This window comes from Mesorhizobium sp. RCAM 05104, from assembly GCF_059683645.1.
On sequence record NZ_CM185033.1, the window covers coordinates 1783962 to 1799542 of the forward strand.

Annotated in this window: 14 protein-coding genes and 1 pseudogene; 4 read left to right on the forward strand and 11 right to left on the reverse strand. The window is 62.7% G+C overall.

Annotated elements, in window-relative coordinates:
• Window positions 1–3: 3 nt before the first annotated feature.
• The 3 genes from AC56QP_RS08985 to AC56QP_RS08995 all read right to left on the reverse strand — a co-directional run bounded on the left by AC56QP_RS08985 (window position 4) and on the right by AC56QP_RS08995 (window position 4740).
• Window positions 4–2034, reverse strand: a complete 2031-nt coding sequence (locus AC56QP_RS08985) for an ABC transporter permease (protein ID WP_489860025.1) — start codon at window positions 2032–2034, stop codon at window positions 4–6.
• Window positions 2031–3548, reverse strand: a complete 1518-nt coding sequence (locus AC56QP_RS08990) for a sugar ABC transporter ATP-binding protein (RefSeq protein WP_489860024.1) — start codon at window positions 3546–3548, stop codon at window positions 2031–2033. The genes AC56QP_RS08985 and AC56QP_RS08990 overlap by 4 nt, the downstream gene beginning before the upstream one ends.
• A gap of 70 nt (window positions 3549–3618) precedes the next feature.
• The gene (locus AC56QP_RS08995) at window positions 3619–4740 is read right to left on the reverse strand and encodes a sugar ABC transporter substrate-binding protein (protein WP_489860023.1); all 1122 of its coding nucleotides are present in this window, start codon (window positions 4738–4740) and stop codon (window positions 3619–3621) included.
• Between the two features lie 260 nt (window positions 4741–5000).
• On the opposite strand from AC56QP_RS08995, the gene AC56QP_RS09000 reads away from it, so the two are divergent.
• Window positions 5001–5954 carry an AraC family transcriptional regulator gene (locus AC56QP_RS09000; RefSeq protein WP_489863648.1) on the forward strand — a complete coding sequence of 318 codons (954 nt, stop codon included), beginning with the start codon at window positions 5001–5003 and terminating at the stop codon, window positions 5952–5954.
• Here the strand turns inward: AC56QP_RS09000 and AC56QP_RS09005 are convergent.
• The 3 genes and pseudogenes from AC56QP_RS09005 to AC56QP_RS09015 all read right to left on the reverse strand — a co-directional run.
• Window positions 5944–6132 (reverse strand): annotated as a pseudogene (locus AC56QP_RS09005) (tyrosine-type recombinase/integrase); the annotation flags it as partial. The gene AC56QP_RS09000 and the pseudogene AC56QP_RS09005 overlap by 11 nt on opposite strands.
• Before the next feature lie 3 nt (window positions 6133–6135).
• Window positions 6136–7698 carry a glutamine-hydrolyzing GMP synthase gene (gene guaA / locus AC56QP_RS09010; RefSeq protein ID WP_489860022.1) on the reverse strand — a complete coding sequence of 521 codons (1563 nt, stop codon included), beginning with the start codon at window positions 7696–7698 and terminating at the stop codon, window positions 6136–6138.
• A gap of 55 nt (window positions 7699–7753) precedes the next feature.
• A complete protein-coding gene (locus AC56QP_RS09015; protein ID WP_489860021.1) occupies window positions 7754–8257 on the reverse strand; it encodes a MarR family winged helix-turn-helix transcriptional regulator in 504 nt (167 codons plus the stop codon).
• 84 nt (window positions 8258–8341) lie between these two features.
• Here AC56QP_RS09015 and AC56QP_RS09020 point away from each other — a divergent pair, with 84 nt between their 5' ends.
• A complete protein-coding gene (locus tag AC56QP_RS09020; RefSeq protein WP_489860020.1) occupies window positions 8342–8659 on the forward strand; it encodes a hypothetical protein in 318 nt (105 codons plus the stop codon).
• A gap of 12 nt (window positions 8660–8671) precedes the next feature.
• On the opposite strand, the gene AC56QP_RS09025 is transcribed toward AC56QP_RS09020, so the two are convergent.
• The 4 genes from AC56QP_RS09025 to AC56QP_RS09040 form a co-directional block, all read right to left on the reverse strand.
• Window positions 8672–9262: a 5'-methylthioadenosine/S-adenosylhomocysteine nucleosidase gene (locus AC56QP_RS09025; protein ID WP_489863647.1), complete on the reverse strand. Its 591-nt coding sequence runs from the start codon at window positions 9260–9262 to the stop codon at window positions 8672–8674.
• A 188-nt stretch (window positions 9263–9450) separates the two neighbouring features.
• The gene (locus tag AC56QP_RS09030; protein ID WP_091583902.1) at window positions 9451–9909 is read right to left on the reverse strand and encodes a PaaI family thioesterase; all 459 of its coding nucleotides are present in this window, start codon (window positions 9907–9909) and stop codon (window positions 9451–9453) included.
• A gap of 98 nt (window positions 9910–10007) precedes the next feature.
• Window positions 10008–10460 carry a TspO/MBR family protein gene (locus AC56QP_RS09035; protein ID WP_489860019.1) on the reverse strand — a complete coding sequence of 151 codons (453 nt, stop codon included), beginning with the start codon at window positions 10458–10460 and terminating at the stop codon, window positions 10008–10010.
• 74 nt (window positions 10461–10534) lie between these two features.
• On the reverse strand, window positions 10535–11824 hold the full coding sequence (locus AC56QP_RS09040; RefSeq protein WP_489860018.1) for an RsmB/NOP family class I SAM-dependent RNA methyltransferase: 1290 nt from the start codon (window positions 11822–11824) through the stop codon (window positions 10535–10537).
• A 316-nt stretch (window positions 11825–12140) separates the two neighbouring features.
• On the opposite strand from AC56QP_RS09040, the gene AC56QP_RS09045 reads away from it, so the two are divergent.
• Window positions 12141–12818 carry an MIP family channel protein gene (locus AC56QP_RS09045; RefSeq protein ID WP_489860017.1) on the forward strand — a complete coding sequence of 226 codons (678 nt, stop codon included), beginning with the start codon at window positions 12141–12143 and terminating at the stop codon, window positions 12816–12818.
• A gap of 306 nt (window positions 12819–13124) precedes the next feature.
• Window positions 13125–13676, forward strand: a complete 552-nt coding sequence (locus AC56QP_RS09050; protein WP_497103978.1) for a sulfotransferase family protein — start codon at window positions 13125–13127, stop codon at window positions 13674–13676.
• A 95-nt stretch (window positions 13677–13771) separates the two neighbouring features.
• Here the strand turns inward: AC56QP_RS09050 and AC56QP_RS09055 are convergent, their stop codons facing one another.
• Window positions 13772–15544: an AMP-binding protein gene (locus AC56QP_RS09055; protein WP_489860015.1), complete on the reverse strand. Its 1773-nt coding sequence runs from the start codon at window positions 15542–15544 to the stop codon at window positions 13772–13774.
• Between the last annotated feature and the right edge of the window lie 37 nt (window positions 15545–15581).

The window sequence follows — 15581 nt, forward strand, 5'->3', positions numbered from 1 at the left end:
GGTTCACGCCTGGTTTTCGCGCAGGCCGATGACCGCACCCAGGATCACCAGCCCGAAGATCACATTCCGAATGGCGACTGGCAGGAGCATGCCCTGCAGGACGATCGTCAGGGCGGTCAGCAGCAACGCTCCGCCAAAAATGCCAAGGTAAGTCCCCCGCCCGCCGCTCATCGCGACACCGCCGATCACGATTACGGCGATCGAGGGCAGGAGATATGGCGTGCCCATGTCGATGAAGGCCTGTCCGCTGAAGCCGGCGAGCATGATGCCGACGACAGCCGAGCATAGGCCGCTCAAGCCATAGGCCGCAATCTGGACCCTGCCAACGCTCACCCCTGAAAACCTGGCGACAAGCGGGCTGCTGCCGACCAGATAGAGGCGCCTGGCATAGACGGTGCGCCCGAGCAGAAACGTGGCGCAAATGACAAACAGCATCAGTCCGTACACCACGGGCGTAAGCCCAAGGATCTTGCCGGTCATGAACCAGCTTACGACACCCGGCGGTACACCGCGCGGCGTGCCGTCGGTCATCACAAGCGTGGCGCCATCGATGATGCCGTTCATGGCAAGCGTCATGATGAGGGGATGAATCCCAAGGATTCCGACGCCGATGCCGCTGACGGACCCGATGAGGGCGCCGAGAAGCGCAACCCCGACCAATAGTGTGATCGAACTCGAGCCGGGCGCGTTCCACTCGCAAAGCAGAACCCCGCAGAAAGTGATCATGGCCGGGACCGAGAGATCGAGCCCGCCACTGATGACAACGGTGCCTTGGCCCAATCCAAGAACGGCCAGGAAAGAGCCCAACACGAGAAGCGTGTTCACATAGATTTCCACGCTCAGCCGACCGTGAAACATGGCCGCGGTGACCAGAAGCAGGACGGCCAGGCCAAGATAGGTCGGCACCGTGAATCGCAACGCCGAACGGTTCCATCGCAACCACCGCGCCACCGGGTTGGCGGGCAGTGTTTCATCGTTTCGCGTTTGCGTGGAAGAAGCGACGACGGGACGATCGAAGCGTGGCAGGCCGGCGCGTCGTTTCTGAACAAAAATCCAGGCTGTCGCGATGACCTCCCGGATCCGTGGCACCGAATTGGCGAGCACGGCCACGATAAGCAATCCTCCTTCCACGATCGTCGCGTAGAAGGTGGGTACGTTGAACACCAGCAGCAGATTGACGATCAGCATGACAGTGAAGGCGCCGAGGACCGTTCCGACGCAGCCGCCTCGCCCGCCGGCGAACGAGGTCCCGCCCAGCACGACGGCCACAAAGACCGGAAGCAGCATCGGAGGCCCGACAGTCGGATCCCCCGACCCTGTCTGGGCGGTGAGGAAAACGCCCGCCGCCCCATAAAACGTGCCCGCGATGACATAGACCAGCATCCGGGTCAGCGAAACCGGCACGCCCTTCGATCGTGCCGCGTCCGGATCGCTGCCAACCGCATAGATGTAGGTGCCCAGACGCGTGTTGCGAAGCAGCGCCCAGACGGCCAGCGCGAGCAGGATGACAACCGCCGGTGCCTGGACAAACCCCGGAATGGCGTCACCGATGAAGAAATTCGAGAAGGCTGTCGGAGCGGCACCGCCAGGCTGCTCGAGGACAAGCAGCGTCAGCCCTTCGACGATGAACATCGTGGCAAGCGTCACGATTATCGAAGGCAGCCGGAACAGGACGATGAAGACCGCATTGAACAGGCCAGTGGCTGTGCCGGCCAGAACCCCGGCCAGGCTCCAGCCGATCATCGACAGGGAGCTGTCGCCCATATTGGCGGCGGCAAGGCAGTTCGACAGGGAGATAACCGCGCCGACCGACAGGTCAAGGCCGCGAATGAGGACGACGATTGTCGCTCCCATAGCCGCCAGCGCCAAGGTGGCGGTGCTCGAGAAGGTGTTGCTCACGTCGTAGTAGCTGAACGTCTGCTGCAGGTTCAGATTGAGGACGCCGAAGACGCATGCCAGCGTCGCCAGGGCTATCAGCATCCCATCGTTGCGACGCACGAACCGCAGCAATTCGTTGGAGCCGCGCAAAGTCATGCGACTGCCCGCGCGTGTTCACCGGAGCCCAGCATCCAGGCGCCAACGGTCTCTTCGGTTGCCTCGCCATGTGCAAGATCGGCGGCAATCCGGCCGCGATACAGAACGGCTACGTGGTCGCACAGGCCGACTAGTTCCGGCACCTCCGTGGAGTGGAGCAGGACGCCGCCGCCGCCCTCCGCAAAGCGCCGCAGGATGCCGTAGATCTCATGCTTGGTGCCGACGTCGACGCCGCGCGTGGGATCGAATGCCAGCAGTAAGCGGCAATTTGTGAGCAGCCATTTGGCCAGCACCATCTTCTGCTGGTTGCCGCCGCTGAATTCCGCGGCGGTCTGGTGGAGCGCCCGGGGATGCAGGTTGACGGCGCAAAACGCGTCATCGACGCGAGCTCTTTCGGTGGCTGTATCGACGACGCCCAGCCGCGAAAATTCGGAGACGATCGGGATCGATGCGTTTTCGGTGCCGCTCCGATGGAGGGCGAGTCCCTGGATTTTCCGGTCTTCCGGGACGTAGCCGATGCCGACGTCGATTGCATCGGACGGACTGGCGAAATGCGCCTGTTGCCCGTTGATCAATATGGTTCCGCTCAGCACCCGCTCAGCGCCAAAAAGAGCGTTGAACAGTTCCAGCTGCCCCATCCCCTGTAGCGCCGCCACGCCTACGATTTCACCTGGCCGGACGTGAAGCGTGACGGACTCCAGCTGACGTCCCGCCCTGAGGCCTCTCGCGGAAAGCAGCGGTTGCGCGGGGGAGGGCGACGCATTTCGGGCTGGGAAGGTTACCTGAACGGACCGGCCCATAATGTGCTTGAACACCGCTTCGTCGCTGATCTCGCCGACCGCGAAGCCTCCCACATGGCGCCCATTGCGCAAAATGGCCATGCGGCTGCAGAACTCATGAACTTCCGGCATGCGATGCGTGACGAGAATGACCGGCGTGCCGGCCGTCTTGAGGGCCTGGATTCGGCGCCCAAGCCATTCCACATCGGCCTTCGAAAGCGCCGCCGTAGGCTCGTCGAGGATCAGCAGGCGGGGCTTGCGGGCAATCGCCCGCGTGATTTCGACCTTCTGGCGCAGGGAAAGGTCCAGTTCCCGCACCGGTGTGCGCGGATCGATATCTTCGATCTCAAACTCTCTTCCGATGGCGGCGACCTGGTCGCGAGCGGCCTTTCGGTCGAGCAGAAACCCGAAGTGCCGCGGCTGGTTGGGCAGCAGAAGATTGTCGGCAACACTCAGGTCGGGAACCAGCGGAATCTCCTGGAATGCCGTTTCGATGCCGAAAGCGCTGGAACTGGACCGATCGGCGAATACGACCTGCTGGTCGAACAGGGTTACTGTCCCGCGATCCGGGCGAGCAAGGCCGCTGAGAATCTTGACAAGCGTCGACTTGCCGGCGCCGTTTTCGCCCAGCAGCGCATGAACGGCTCCGGCTTCGAACGCGAGGCTGACGTCGGCCAGGGCCGTCGTCGATCCATAAGTTTTCGTAACCCCGTCGAGACGGACAGCGTCGGACATCGCAGCGGCACCCGGAATTGAGACTGAGCGGGAGCGGGTGGCGCCGTGAGGCGCCACCCGTGTCGGCCTGTCAGTTGGTTTCGGGCTGTCCCACCAATGCCGCCTGGAACCCGACTTCGGGTGTGGCCGGGTTCAGGATGTTCGCGAACCATCCCGAAGGAACCAGGCCGGGATCGAAGACATTGCAGCCTTTCGACAGTTCGTCGAAACTGCCTGTCTGACAGAGCTTCGCATTGTCCGCGGTGATGGCCTCCAGGGGCATCATCGTGAGTTTGTCGACTTTCTTGCCCTCGAGAACGTCCATCGCGAGCTTCAGGGCCATGGCGCCGGCGCCTGGGTGGCTCTCGAGCGAAATGCCCGGCGCTCCCTGAGGCGAATAGGCTCCTGTCGCGTCCGCAATGCTGCCTTTCGGAAGCATCATGACACGCATGCCGTTGCTGCCTTCGGTGCCACACGGGATGAGGGTCTTGCTGTTCGCTTCCATCTGCAGCGTCCAGATCTGGATGCAGGCCGCCGCCCCCCACGCTCCCTGGATATCGTCCCAGCTCATGGTCGCCATGGCCTCGCTGACGGCCTTGCGCGCGACCGCCTGGGACCACATGCCGTTCGGTTCGGCGACGATCTTGATATCTGGATATTTCGCGAACACCGCGCGGGCGGCCTTGTTGCGGTCGGTGTCCACCGACGTACCGGGCACACCGGTCACGAAGATCAGATTGCCCTTGTGATCCATCTTGTCGGCGACCCACTGCGCGCTCTTGGTGGCGAGCTCGGTCTGGTCGGTGACGACATTGTATGCGCATGGCTCAGTGACGGAGCTGTCGTAGGCGAACACCACGACGCCCTTGTCGCATGCGTTCTTGATCGCCGGATTTAGCGCGGTCGGCGAGATCGGATACACGATGATGGCGTTGGCGCCCGCCTGCACCATCGCGTTGATCTGCTGGATCTGCTTCTGGGCCACCGGCCCGGCGACCTGGATCCGCAGATCGACCTTGTCGGCGTGGGCCTTGGCCATGGCGGTGACCATGTTCTGAGCTTCGGCCTGCCAGTCGTTGCCGACATAACTCATGCTCAGAAACACCTTGTATTGTTTCGAATCCTGAGCTGTTGCCTGTGTCGCGATGAATCCCATCGCAATAGAAGCGACGCCGCACAACGCGACGCGCCATGCGTTAAGCAAACTGCGCATTTGGGTTCTCCTCCCCTGTTTTAGCGCTCCTAGTCTGCGTCGGAGTTGATCCAGCAGGGAGGCGCCGAGAGGACACGGACAGGGTGTTTAGGGGACAAATAGCTGTTAAAAGACTCGTCTGTTGGCTATCGTCGCCGAGGAGGACTCCAGTGGCCAATCCGGTCTTTGCGCCTTACAAGCTGTTTGCCCTCGTCCAGGGAGCGAAGGAGTTTGGGCTGACCGCAACGGAAGTCCTGAAGGGGACTGACTTGCGGGAGGACATGCTCGACGACGGCAAGGTCCATAGCTCCGTTCGGCAGTATCTCATCGCCTGCGAGAACGTCATCCGGCGCTGCGACGACCTGCTTCTGCCGCTGCGCGTCGGCAAATCCATCCACCTGTCCGCCTATGGCCTTTACGGATTTGCATTGCTTTCGAGCGCAACGGTTCGCGCGGGCTTCGATTTTGCTGTCCGTTACCATTTGCTTGCGACGCCAATGTTCTCGATCGCCTGGCACATCGACGCAGGGCATTTCGTCTGGACCTTTCCCGACGAAGGACGGCTGGGTTACTCACTGCCTGTGCGCCGTTTCCTGCTGGCTCAGCAGCTGGGCCAGCACGTGACCCATGTCCACGACATCGCGCATGTCGAGCGCGAGCCCATCTGGATCGACGTGGCGTTCGAAAAACCGGTCAGGCCCGAAATCTTCGAGCAGGAACTGGGCTGCGAGGTTCGCTTCGGCAAATCCTCGACCGCTATCGTTTACGACATGTCGATCCTGGACGACCGGCCGCCGATGACCAATCCTGTCACGCACGCCATGCTGCGGGAAACCTGCGAGGGTCTGATCGGCGCTGTCGAATATGGCGGCGGACTCGCCGGACAGGTTGCTCGGCTGATCATGGAAAGCCCCGCTCCCGTCACCACTATGGAGTGGGTCGCCGACCGGCTGGCGATAACGTCCCGAACCCTGCGGCGGCGCCTGGCCGAGCAGGGTACGACGTTCTCCGCCATCTCCGACCAGGTCCGCAGCGAACTCGCCAAGAAGTACCTCGAGGCCGGCGGCTTTTCGGTTGCAGACATCGGCGATCTGCTCGGATTTTCCGATACCAAGAATTTTCGGATGTTCTTCCGGCGCTGGAACAACATTTCACCCAAGGGCTATCGTGAACGCATAAGCATGCATAAGAACTCCGCCAGGGAAAACCCTACAATTCCCGCAAATCACTTGTGACATCCTGAAGTTCACTCTTTCGCACCATCGTGAACAGTATGAGACGAAGGTTCAGGCGAATGGTAGGCAAAGTAGCGACCTTCTCCCTGATCATCACGCGGATTTCAGATGGAGAGAGCGAACGATCTCGCGGAACGAAGCTGGCGATCGATGCCGGGCCGACATCATCGGCCGGATTGAATCACTCCCACTCGATGGTGCCGGGCGGCTTCGAGGTGACGTCGTAGACGACGCGGTTGATGCCACGCACTTCGTTGATGATGCGGGTGGCAGCCGCGCCCAGGAAGGCCATGTCGTAGTGGTAGAAATCCGCCGTCATGCCGTCGACCGAGGTGACGGCACGCAGCGCGCAAACGAATTCGTAGGTGCGGCCGTCGCCCATGACGCCGACGGTCTGCACCGGCAGCAGCACGGCGAAGGCCTGCCAGATGGCGTCATAGAGACCGGCCTTGCGGATTTCGTCGAGGTAGATGGCGTCGGCCTCGCGCAGGATTTCCAGCTTTTCGCGGGTGATGCCGCCCGGGCAGCGGATGGCGAGACCAGGACCGGGGAAGGGATGGCGGCCGATGAAGCTCTCGGGCAGGCCAAGCTCCTTGCCGAGCGCCCTCACCTCGTCCTTGAACAGTTCGCGCAGTGGCTCGACAAGCTGCATGTTCATGCGCGCGGGCAGGCCCCCGACATTATGGTGCGACTTGATCGTGACCGACGGACCACCGGTGAAGGAGACGCTTTCGATGACGTCGGGATAGAGCGTCCCTTGTGCCAGGAAGTCCGCGCCGCCAAGTTTCTTCGCCTCTTCCTCGAACACCTCGATGAACAGCCGGCCGATGGTCTTGCGCTTCTTCTCCGGGTCGGCCTCGCCTTCCAGCGCCGAGATGAATTTGTCGGCGGCATCGACCAGGATCAGCGGCAGATTGTAGTGCTGGCGGAACATCGCCACCACACCCGCGGCCTCATCCTTGCGCATCAGCCCGTGGTCGACGAGGATGCAGGTGAGCTGGTCTCCCACCGCTTCATGGATCAGAAGCGCGGCGACCGACGAGTCCACCCCACCCGACAGCGCGCAGATGACCTTGCCCTTGCCGACCTGCTTGCGGATCGCCTCGACCGCGTGCTCGCGGTAGGCGCGCATCGTCCAGTCGCCCTCGATGCCAGCGATGTTGTGGACGAAGTTGCGCAGCAGCCGGGCACCATCGGGCGTGTGCACCACCTCGGGGTGGAACATGATGCCGTACATCTTGCGCTCGATGTTGCCGAAGATGGCGAAGGGCGAGCCTTCCGACTTGCCGAACACTTCGAATCCCTTGGGCAGGGAGATGACGCGATCGCCGTGGCTCATCCACACCTGGTGGCGCTGGCCGGTCGCCCACAGGCCCTCGAACAGCGGACTGTCCTTCTCGATCTCGACGAAGGCGCGGCCGAACTCGCGATGGTCCGAGCTTTCGGCGACACCACCCATCTGCACGCACATGGCCATCTGGCCATAGCAGATGCCGAGCACTGGCACGCCGGCGTCGAAGACGATCTGCGGCGCGCGCGGGCTGCCGATATCCGACGTCGAGGCGGGACCGCCGGACAGGATGACGGCCTTGGGATTGATGCGTTTGAACGCCGCTTCGGCCGACTGGAACGGCACGATCTCGGAAAACACACCCGCTTCGCGAATGCGGCGGGCGATGAGCTGGGTAAACTGGCTGCCGAAATCGACAATCAGGACGGTGTCGGGATGATTGGCTGTTTTCATGGCGAGCGTTTAGAGAAAGAAATGAGTCGGCGCAATGGGTTGCAAGGCCTTGCTGTCACTTCGATTCCACGACTTCACCTGCAACGCCAGCGTCTTCATCCATTGCCGCAACCTTTCCGGCCGCGAGCGCCCGCAAAGCGCCCATCAGCGCCGTGAACCGCTCCTCGCCAATGCGATCAACATAGCGCCGTTCAATCTCCATCTTGACCCGATCGCCATCGCGCAGGGCGGCCAGCCCCTTGCGCGTATAGCGCACCAGCTTGCCGCGGCCATCTTGCGGATCGGGCAGGCGCTCGACGATGCCTTCCGCCTCGAGGCCGTCGAGCAGTTGCTGGATCGCCTGCTTGGATATTGCCGAACGTTCGATCAAGGCCGACTGGCGCATGCCGCTCCTTTCGATATGCCCGAGCAGTCCGGCGCGCGCTTCGGTGAACCAGCCATGACCGGCGGCCCGCATCGCGGCGACGAATTCGGCCTGCCAGGCACGGCTTGCCTGCCATAGCCGCCAGCCGACGTGATCCGGCAGTGCTTCGGTTTTTTCGTCAAGCTTCTTGACCATTTTATCCGGACTCCATATAGTCAAGATACTTGACGATATTAGACCCGTCGAGGCCTTTCCAACTCAAGCACGCGGACAGAGACCATGACAATTCTCGACAAGAATACGCTGGCCATTATCATGATCGGCACCACGCATGTCATCGACATGGGCGGCAAGGATGCCTTCATCCACTACGAAAACGAGAACCGGGCGCATATGCTGCTGCCGGACGGTACCCTTTTCCATGGACTTTGGACGCTGCTCGACGACGGCTACAAGGTCGAGTGGAAGGACGGCCCCACCGGCTCGTGGAAACTCGATCATTCGCCGGGAGCAATCGACTATGTCGATGCGAACGGCGCCGTGCGCGGGCGCATTTCGCGCATCGATTTCGGCGATCCCGCGCGCTTGGCCGCTTGATCCGATTTTCGGTCAGGCGTCCAGCAGGCCATCGCCGATCGCCTGTTCCAGCAGCCCGACCGCTCCGGCCAGTTTCTCGTCGATGACGTGCAGATATTCTGTCCAGTCATTGACATGCCGCAGGTCGGCGGCGCCATCGGAAATGCCGCGCAGCCCGATCAGCGGGATGTCGAACCGCTGGCAGGCGCGCAAGCAGGCGAAGGTCTCCATGTCCACCATGTCAGCCGCGATTGCGTCATAGGCGGCGCCGGTGATGATCGCGCCTCCGGTCGACAGCGTAGCCTCCCTTATGCCTGGAATGCGTAACGGCAGCGGCACCGTCACCGGCAGGTCGAGGAAGGGCGTCGCGCCCTTCTCGAAACCGAGCGGCGAGGCGTCGATGTCGCGATAGCCGACCGAGATGGCCTGATAGATTTCCGTCTGCTCCAGCGTCCGGCTGCCGGCCGAGCCGAGCGATACGACGAGGTCCGGCAGAGTCTCCCGCGATTTCAGCCAGGAGAGCTCGGCACCGAGCCTGACGCCGGCCTCGACCGGCCCGACGCCCGTCATCAGCGGCATGAACAGCCGCCTGAGGTGCGGTCCGTATTCCGCCTGCGCGGCCATGACGAAGAGGACATCCTTGCCCGATAGTCTAGTCAGCTTGCCGGTCACGGTGATCTGCTCCTGCTGGCGCTCCGCTGGGCTCGTTGCGTTCCGGCCCGGCCGGGGCCCGCTGCCTGCGGCAGCTCCCCGGTTCGAGCCCTTTGAAAGGTCCACCAGACCTTCCAATTCGCCTTCGGCGAACCGCGCTCTCACCCTTCGATGCCATCACGCCCGACCACGGTCATCATCGTGCCGGTCATGGTGGCGATCAGCTTCGCCTCGCCATCGGTGGCGAAGGCATAGGCCTGGCCATCGGCGACGATGATGGTACGACCGGGCTTGGTCACCGAGCCGCGAAACAGAAAGCGCTCGCCCCTGCCCGGCGCCAGGAGATTGACCTTGAACTCGATGGTCAGCACGCTGGAGCTTTCCGGCATCAGCGAGAAGGCGGCATAGCCGCAGGCAGAGTCCAGCGCCGTCGAGATGACGCCGGCGTGAAGGAAGCCGTGCTGCTGTGTCAGTGCCGCCGAATAGGGCATCTCGATCTCGATGATGCCGGGCGTCACCAGGGTCAGCTCGGCGCCGATTGTCGCCATTGCCTTCTGGCGCGCGAAGGATGTCCTGACGCGGTCTTCATAGTCCGGGGCGGGTACGATCTTTGCTGCCATGGCCGTTGCCTTCCTTTATGCGGATAAGCTTATTGCAGAGGCACGGGCGGCAGGCAAATGCTTTTGCTGCACTGCAACAAAACGATCGCGGAGATATGCTAGTTCAACCAGAGAAGCGATGCGTTGAGCAAAGTGGCGAATGCCACCCATGCCGCATATGGCGCGAAAAGCCAGCCGGAAAGCCGGTCGCGGTTCCAGACCCTGGCAATGAAAAGTACAATGCTGGCGAGAAGAAGCACAATGACGACCAGGGCAGGACCAATCATCCTGGCGCCGAAGAAGGTCGGCGACCATAGAAAATTCAGCGCCAGCTGGACGCCCCAGATCTTCATCGCGGTTCCTGTCGGCTCCCGCAGCCATGTCCGCCAGCCGGCCACGGCGATCAGTGCATAGAGCAGCGTCCAGGCAGGCCCGAAGATCCAGTTGGGCGGATTGAAGGGCGGCTTGGCCAGCGATGCATACCAGGCGCCCGGCAACGTTGCGTAGCCGATCAGCAGGCCTCCACCCAGCACCAGGATGAGGAAGAGCAGAAGCGTCAGGTATCTTTGCAAGGATTTCCCCCCGATGGCGGCATGAGGCGCGCATCTGCAAACTGGGGCGTTGTCGCCACCCGTCAACGGCAGCGTCAGTTCGCCCGGCGCATGGCGCAGAAGTAAAATCCGTCCGTGCCGCTCAGGGCCGGCGACAGCGAGATATCGCCGGCGGCGCCAATGCGCGCTGCCGCCTCATGGCCTGGAAAACGGCTGTCCCAGAGCTTGCGGTGATCGACCGGCACGAAGCCGCTGTTGCGATCCCGGAACGCCGCGATCTGGCCGCCATTCTCCTCGTCGAACACCGAGCAGGTGATGTAGACCAGCCGGCCGCCGGGTTTGACATAGGCTTTGGCGGCATCGAGGATCGCCGACTGCTCGCCCTTGCGGGCGTCGAGCTGCCTTTGCGTCAGCCGCCATTTGGCGTCGGGACGGCGCCGCCAGGTGCCACTGCCGGTGCAAGGCGCGTCGACGAGAACGATGTCCATGTGGTTGGAGAGCGGCGCGAGCTCCGAAGGCTTGGTGACCACCTGCACATTGCGGTTTTCCGAACGGCGGATGCGGTCGAAGATCGGCGCCAGCCGCGCCTTTTCGGCATCGTGGGCAAAGACCTGGCCGCGATTTTCCATCGCCGCCGACAACGCCAGCGTCTTGCCGCCGGCGCCAGCGCAGAAATCGAGCACCTGCATGCCGGCTTCGGCGCCGGCAAGGGCGGCCGCCACCTGCGAGCCTTCGTCCTGGACCTCGAACCAGCCTTTCTGGAAGGCCGGCTCGGCCTGCACGTTCGGGTGCCTGCCGTCACCATCGATCGGCGGGATGCGGATGCCGTGCGGCGCGATGGCGGCAGGTTTCGCGCCGGTTCCCGACAGTTCCGCCAGCACCTTGTCGCGATTGGCCTGCAAGGTGTTGACCCTGAGGTCGAGCGGCGGGCGTGTCGCCAGCGCCGCGCCCTCGTCGACCCAGCTGGCGCCGAAGGCTTGCTCGAAAAGCGGCGCGCACCAGTCGGGAACATCCGCGCGCACCGCGTCCGGCGCATCGGCAAGCCGGCGCCCGGCGATTGCCTGAAGTTCAGCCGCGGTCAGAAGCGGCGGCGCGAACTTGTCGCCTTCAAGCGCATCGTTCAGGGACTGCGCCGTCTGGCCCCATTCGAGCAACAGCGCGCCGAAACCGATGGCGCGCGGCGTGTCCTCGCCCAGCAGCCAGCCGGCGGAACGCTTGTGGCGCAACGCGTCATAGACGATGTTGCCGATGGCCGCGCGATCACCGCCGCCGGCGAAGCGATGCGACAGGCCCCAGTCCTTCAGCGCGTCCGCCACCGGCCGGTGGCGCCGGCCAATGTCTTCAAGAACTTCGATGGCCGCAGCCAGCCGTCCGCCCAGTCGCATCCGTCATTCCATCAAATCGAGCACATATCTCTCGGCCTGCTCTTAGAGCCTTTCGCGCCTGGATTGAACCCCGCTTCCGTCCCACGACGGCAATCCTGACTGAGGCCAGCGAATCGACGCGACCAGTAAATATCCGTGGCTGGTAACAGCAGATCGATCAACAGATGACAGTTCTCTAATGTTCGCAACTGGCGACTGCAAGCACGGCTTATGGCGCAACCGCTCTGCTTTCCAAGATTTTCCGTTGGGAATACTCTTGCCGGCATGATTCGCGGCGCGAAAAAGCAGGCCAGCGGATCGATACGAGGAGAGGGCAATGAAGACTTATCTGGCGGAAGTTCTAGGCACATTTCTATTGGTGTTCATCGGTACGGCGTCGGTGGTGACAGGCGGCTTCGGCGGCGCGCTGCCGCTCGGCCAGGAAGGCATCGGTCTTGCGTTCGGCATCGGCCTTATTGCGGCGGCCTATGCGATCGGACCCATCTCGGGTGCACATCTTAATCCGGCGGTGACGCTCGGTGTCTTTCTTGCCGGCCGGCTGCCGGCCAAGGACGTCATTCCCTACTGGATCGCGCAGATCATCGGCGCCATCCTCGCCTCGCTGGCATTGTGGATCATCGTCTCCGGTCAGGCCGGGGGACACACCGGCGGCTTCGGCGCCAATGGCTGGGACGAGACGAAATGGGGTGTCAGCTCGGCGTTCCTGTGGGAACTGATCGGCACCTTCACCTTCGTCACCGTGATCCTCGGCGTCACGGCCGAAAAACACTCGACGGCGTTTGCCGGACTGGTCATCGGCCTGACGCTGGCGGGAATTCACTTCGCCATGATCCCGGTGACCGGCACATCGGTCAATCCGGCACGGTCGATCGGCCCGGCACTGTTTTCCGGAGGTGCCGCGATCGGCCAGCTCTGGCTGTTCATCGTTGCCCCGCTGATCGGCGGCGCCATTGCCGGCGTCGTCGCCAAGGCACGCATCTTCGAGAAGGACTGAGTTTTGGAAGACTGACCATGGAAAGGCGCGGGCCAAACCCGCGCCTTTTTATTTGGTGGATACGAGAATTGCCGGAGGGTCGCGGGTGCGCCCGCAACAGCCGACCGAACTATGCGCAAGACAGGCATATCTTTCGCAGCTAATATTCCAAAGCTTCCGACCCTTGCGGCAACGGCGGCGGTATTTGGCTTATCGCCAGGGACGATGCTCGCAAGCTACTGATGTTACGGCTGTGGGCCTGAATCAGGGGGGAGAATGGCGATAAGGGTAATCGGAACGGGCTTTGGCCGAACAGGAACGGATTCGATGCGCGAGGCGCTGACGATCCTGGGTTTCGGCCCCTGTCACCACATGTTCGAAGTCATGGCCAACGAAGACCAGAAGCGGCTTTGGCGTGCGCTGGCGAAGGGCGCGGCACCAGACTGGAACCAGCTGTTTGCGGGCTACGCGTCCTGCATCGACTGGCCTTCGGCGCATTATTGGCGTGACCTGATTGAGTTCTATCCGGACGCCCGGGTTATCCTGACATACCGATCGCCGGAAAGCTGGTGGGAAAGCTTCGAGAAGACGATCCTGCAGGGCATCAGCCAGAGCACGGATCAGGAATCGCTGGGTCTTGCCTTGATCTCCAGGCAAGTCTTCGACAGCCGGCCGCACGATCGCGCCAATGCCATGGCCGTATACGAAGCCAATGTAAGGGCCGTCATCGCGACAGTGCCGCCGGGCCGGCTGCTGGTCCACAATCTGGGCGACGGGTGGGAGCCGCTGTGCCTGCATCTTGGCGTGCCCGTACCGGACCAGCCGTATCCCAATCGCAACAATACCAAGGACTTTCAGTCGACTCTTGCACAGAACTAGTCTGGCTGTCTGCAGTGGGTCAGGTCACGGCGATATCCGCGACGACGCTCAGAGCCGCTCTTGGCGCAAAGCGAACAATCCGAACAACCTATCCCTCACGCCGTCTTCTGCGTCTCCAACCCCAACTCTTCCACCATCGCATTGCGCATCAAAAACTTCTGCGGCTTGCCGGTCACCGTCATCGGCAATTCGGTGCGGAAGCGGATGTAGCGTGGGACCTTATAGTGAGCGATCTGGCCGGCACAGAAGGCCTTTATCTCCTGCTCGGTGGCGATCTGGCCGGGCTTGAGCACGATCCAGGCGCAAAGCTCCTCGCCATACTTGTCGTCAGGAATGCCGAACACCTGCACTTCCTTGATCTTGGGATGGCGGTAAAGGAATTCCTCGACCTCGCGCGGATAGACGTTTTCGCCGCCGCGGATGACCATGTCCTTGACCCGGCCGACGATGTTGCAATAGCCCTCGGCATCGATGGTGGCGAGGTCACCGGTGTGCATCCAGCCGTCGGCGTCGATCGCCTCGCGCGTCTTGTCGTCGTCGTCCCAATAGCCCTTCATCACCGAATAGCCGCGCGTGCACAGTTCGCCCGGCGCGCCGACGGCGACGGTGGCGCCATCGGCATCGACCGCCTTGACCTCGACATGGGGGTGGATGCGCCCGACCGTCGAGACGCGTTTCTCCAGCGGGTCGTCGACGCTGCTCTGGAACGAGACCGGGCTGGTCTCGGTCATGCCATAGGCGATGGTCACCTCCTGCATGTGCATCAGCGAGATCACTTTCTTCATCACCTCGATCGGGCACGGCGAGCCGGCCATGATGCCGGTGCGCAGGCTGGAGAGATCAAAGGTCGCGAAATCCGGATGATCGAGCAGGGCGACAAACATGGTCGGTACGCCATAGAGCCCGGTACAGTGCTCCGCGGCCACCGCGTTCAGCGTGGCGCCGGGGTCGAACCCCTCGCCCGGGAAAACCATGGTCGCGCCTTTCGACACGCAGCCCATCGTGCCCATCGACATGCCGAAGCAGTGATAGAGCGGCACCGGAATGCAGAGCCGGTCGTCGACGGTGAGCCGGATCGCCGAGGTGACGAAATTGCCGTTGTTGACGATGTTGTGGTGGGTCAGCGTCGCGCCCTTGGGTGCCCCCGTCGTGCCCGACGTGAACTGGATGTTGATGGCGTCGCCGGGTTTCAGCCCCTCGGAAATGCGGTCGAGGCTGTCATGTTCGTCGCGTCCGGCCATGGCCAGCACATCGGCGAAATTGAACATGCCGGGCGAGTTGTCCTCGCCCATGCGGATGACGATCCTGAGCGCCGGCAATTTCGTTGCCTTGAGCTTGCCCGGTGTCGCCGTCGCGATCTCCGGCGCCAGCGTCTCGATCATGCCGAGATAGTCGGAGGTCTTGAATTTGGCTGCGGTGACCAGCGCCTTGCAGCCGACCTTGTTCAGCGCATATTCGAGCTCGGTCAGCCGGTAGGCTGGATTGATGTTGACCAGGATCAGGCCGATGCGGGCGGTGGCGAACTGCGTCACCAGCCATTCCCAACGGTTGGGCGACCAGATGCCGACGCGATCGCCCTTTCCGAGGCCAAGCGCCAGGAAGCCGGCTGCCAGCGCGTCCACGGTGTCCGACAGCTCACCCCAGGTGAAGCGCTTGTCCTGGCCGACGAAAACAGCGGCATCCTGCGTGGCGTATTTGCTGGCGGTATCGGAAAACAGCGCGGGGATAGTCTTGTCGAGCAGCGGCACGCTGCGCTCGCCCGAGACATGCGCCTTGCCGTCGACGGGTGCCAAGAAGGTGCTGCCACCGCGCGGTCCGCGTCCGCGCAGGTTGGTGGCGTTCTTCAGCTCGTCGAGATTGACCGGCATGGCTTTTGTCCTCCCAAGACAGGCCGGAGTCTATCAG

What these genes read in the sequence shown, in the direction of transcription:
- AC56QP_RS09055 (WP_489860015.1), bottom strand. Translation starts at nt 15,544, where the DNA reads ATGCCGGTCAATCTCGACGAGCTGAAGAACGCCACCAACCTGCGCGGA.
- AC56QP_RS08995 (WP_489860023.1), bottom strand. Translation starts at nt 4,740, where the DNA reads ATGCGCAGTTTGCTTAACGCATGGCGCGTCGCGTTGTGCGGCGTCGCT.
- AC56QP_RS09025 (WP_489863647.1), bottom strand. Translation starts at nt 9,262, where the DNA reads ATGGCCGCGCAGGCGGAATACGGACCGCACCTCAGGCGGCTGTTCATG.
- AC56QP_RS09020 (WP_489860020.1), top strand. Translation starts at nt 8,342, where the DNA reads ATGACAATTCTCGACAAGAATACGCTGGCCATTATCATGATCGGCACC.
- AC56QP_RS09045 (WP_489860017.1), top strand. Translation starts at nt 12,141, where the DNA reads ATGAAGACTTATCTGGCGGAAGTTCTAGGCACATTTCTATTGGTGTTC.
- AC56QP_RS08990 (WP_489860024.1), bottom strand. Translation starts at nt 3,548, where the DNA reads ATGTCCGACGCTGTCCGTCTCGACGGGGTTACGAAAACTTATGGATCG.
- AC56QP_RS09050 (WP_497103978.1), top strand. Translation starts at nt 13,125, where the DNA reads ATGCGCGAGGCGCTGACGATCCTGGGTTTCGGCCCCTGTCACCACATG.
- AC56QP_RS09030 (WP_091583902.1), bottom strand. Translation starts at nt 9,909, where the DNA reads ATGGCAGCAAAGATCGTACCCGCCCCGGACTATGAAGACCGCGTCAGG.
- AC56QP_RS08985 (WP_489860025.1), bottom strand. Translation starts at nt 2,034, where the DNA reads ATGACTTTGCGCGGCTCCAACGAATTGCTGCGGTTCGTGCGTCGCAAC.
- AC56QP_RS09015 (WP_489860021.1), bottom strand. Translation starts at nt 8,257, where the DNA reads ATGGTCAAGAAGCTTGACGAAAAAACCGAAGCACTGCCGGATCACGTC.
- AC56QP_RS09040 (WP_489860018.1), bottom strand. Translation starts at nt 11,824, where the DNA reads ATGCGACTGGGCGGACGGCTGGCTGCGGCCATCGAAGTTCTTGAAGAC.
- guaA (WP_489860022.1), bottom strand. Translation starts at nt 7,698, where the DNA reads ATGAAAACAGCCAATCATCCCGACACCGTCCTGATTGTCGATTTCGGC.
- AC56QP_RS09000 (WP_489863648.1), top strand. Translation starts at nt 5,001, where the DNA reads ATGCTCGACGACGGCAAGGTCCATAGCTCCGTTCGGCAGTATCTCATC.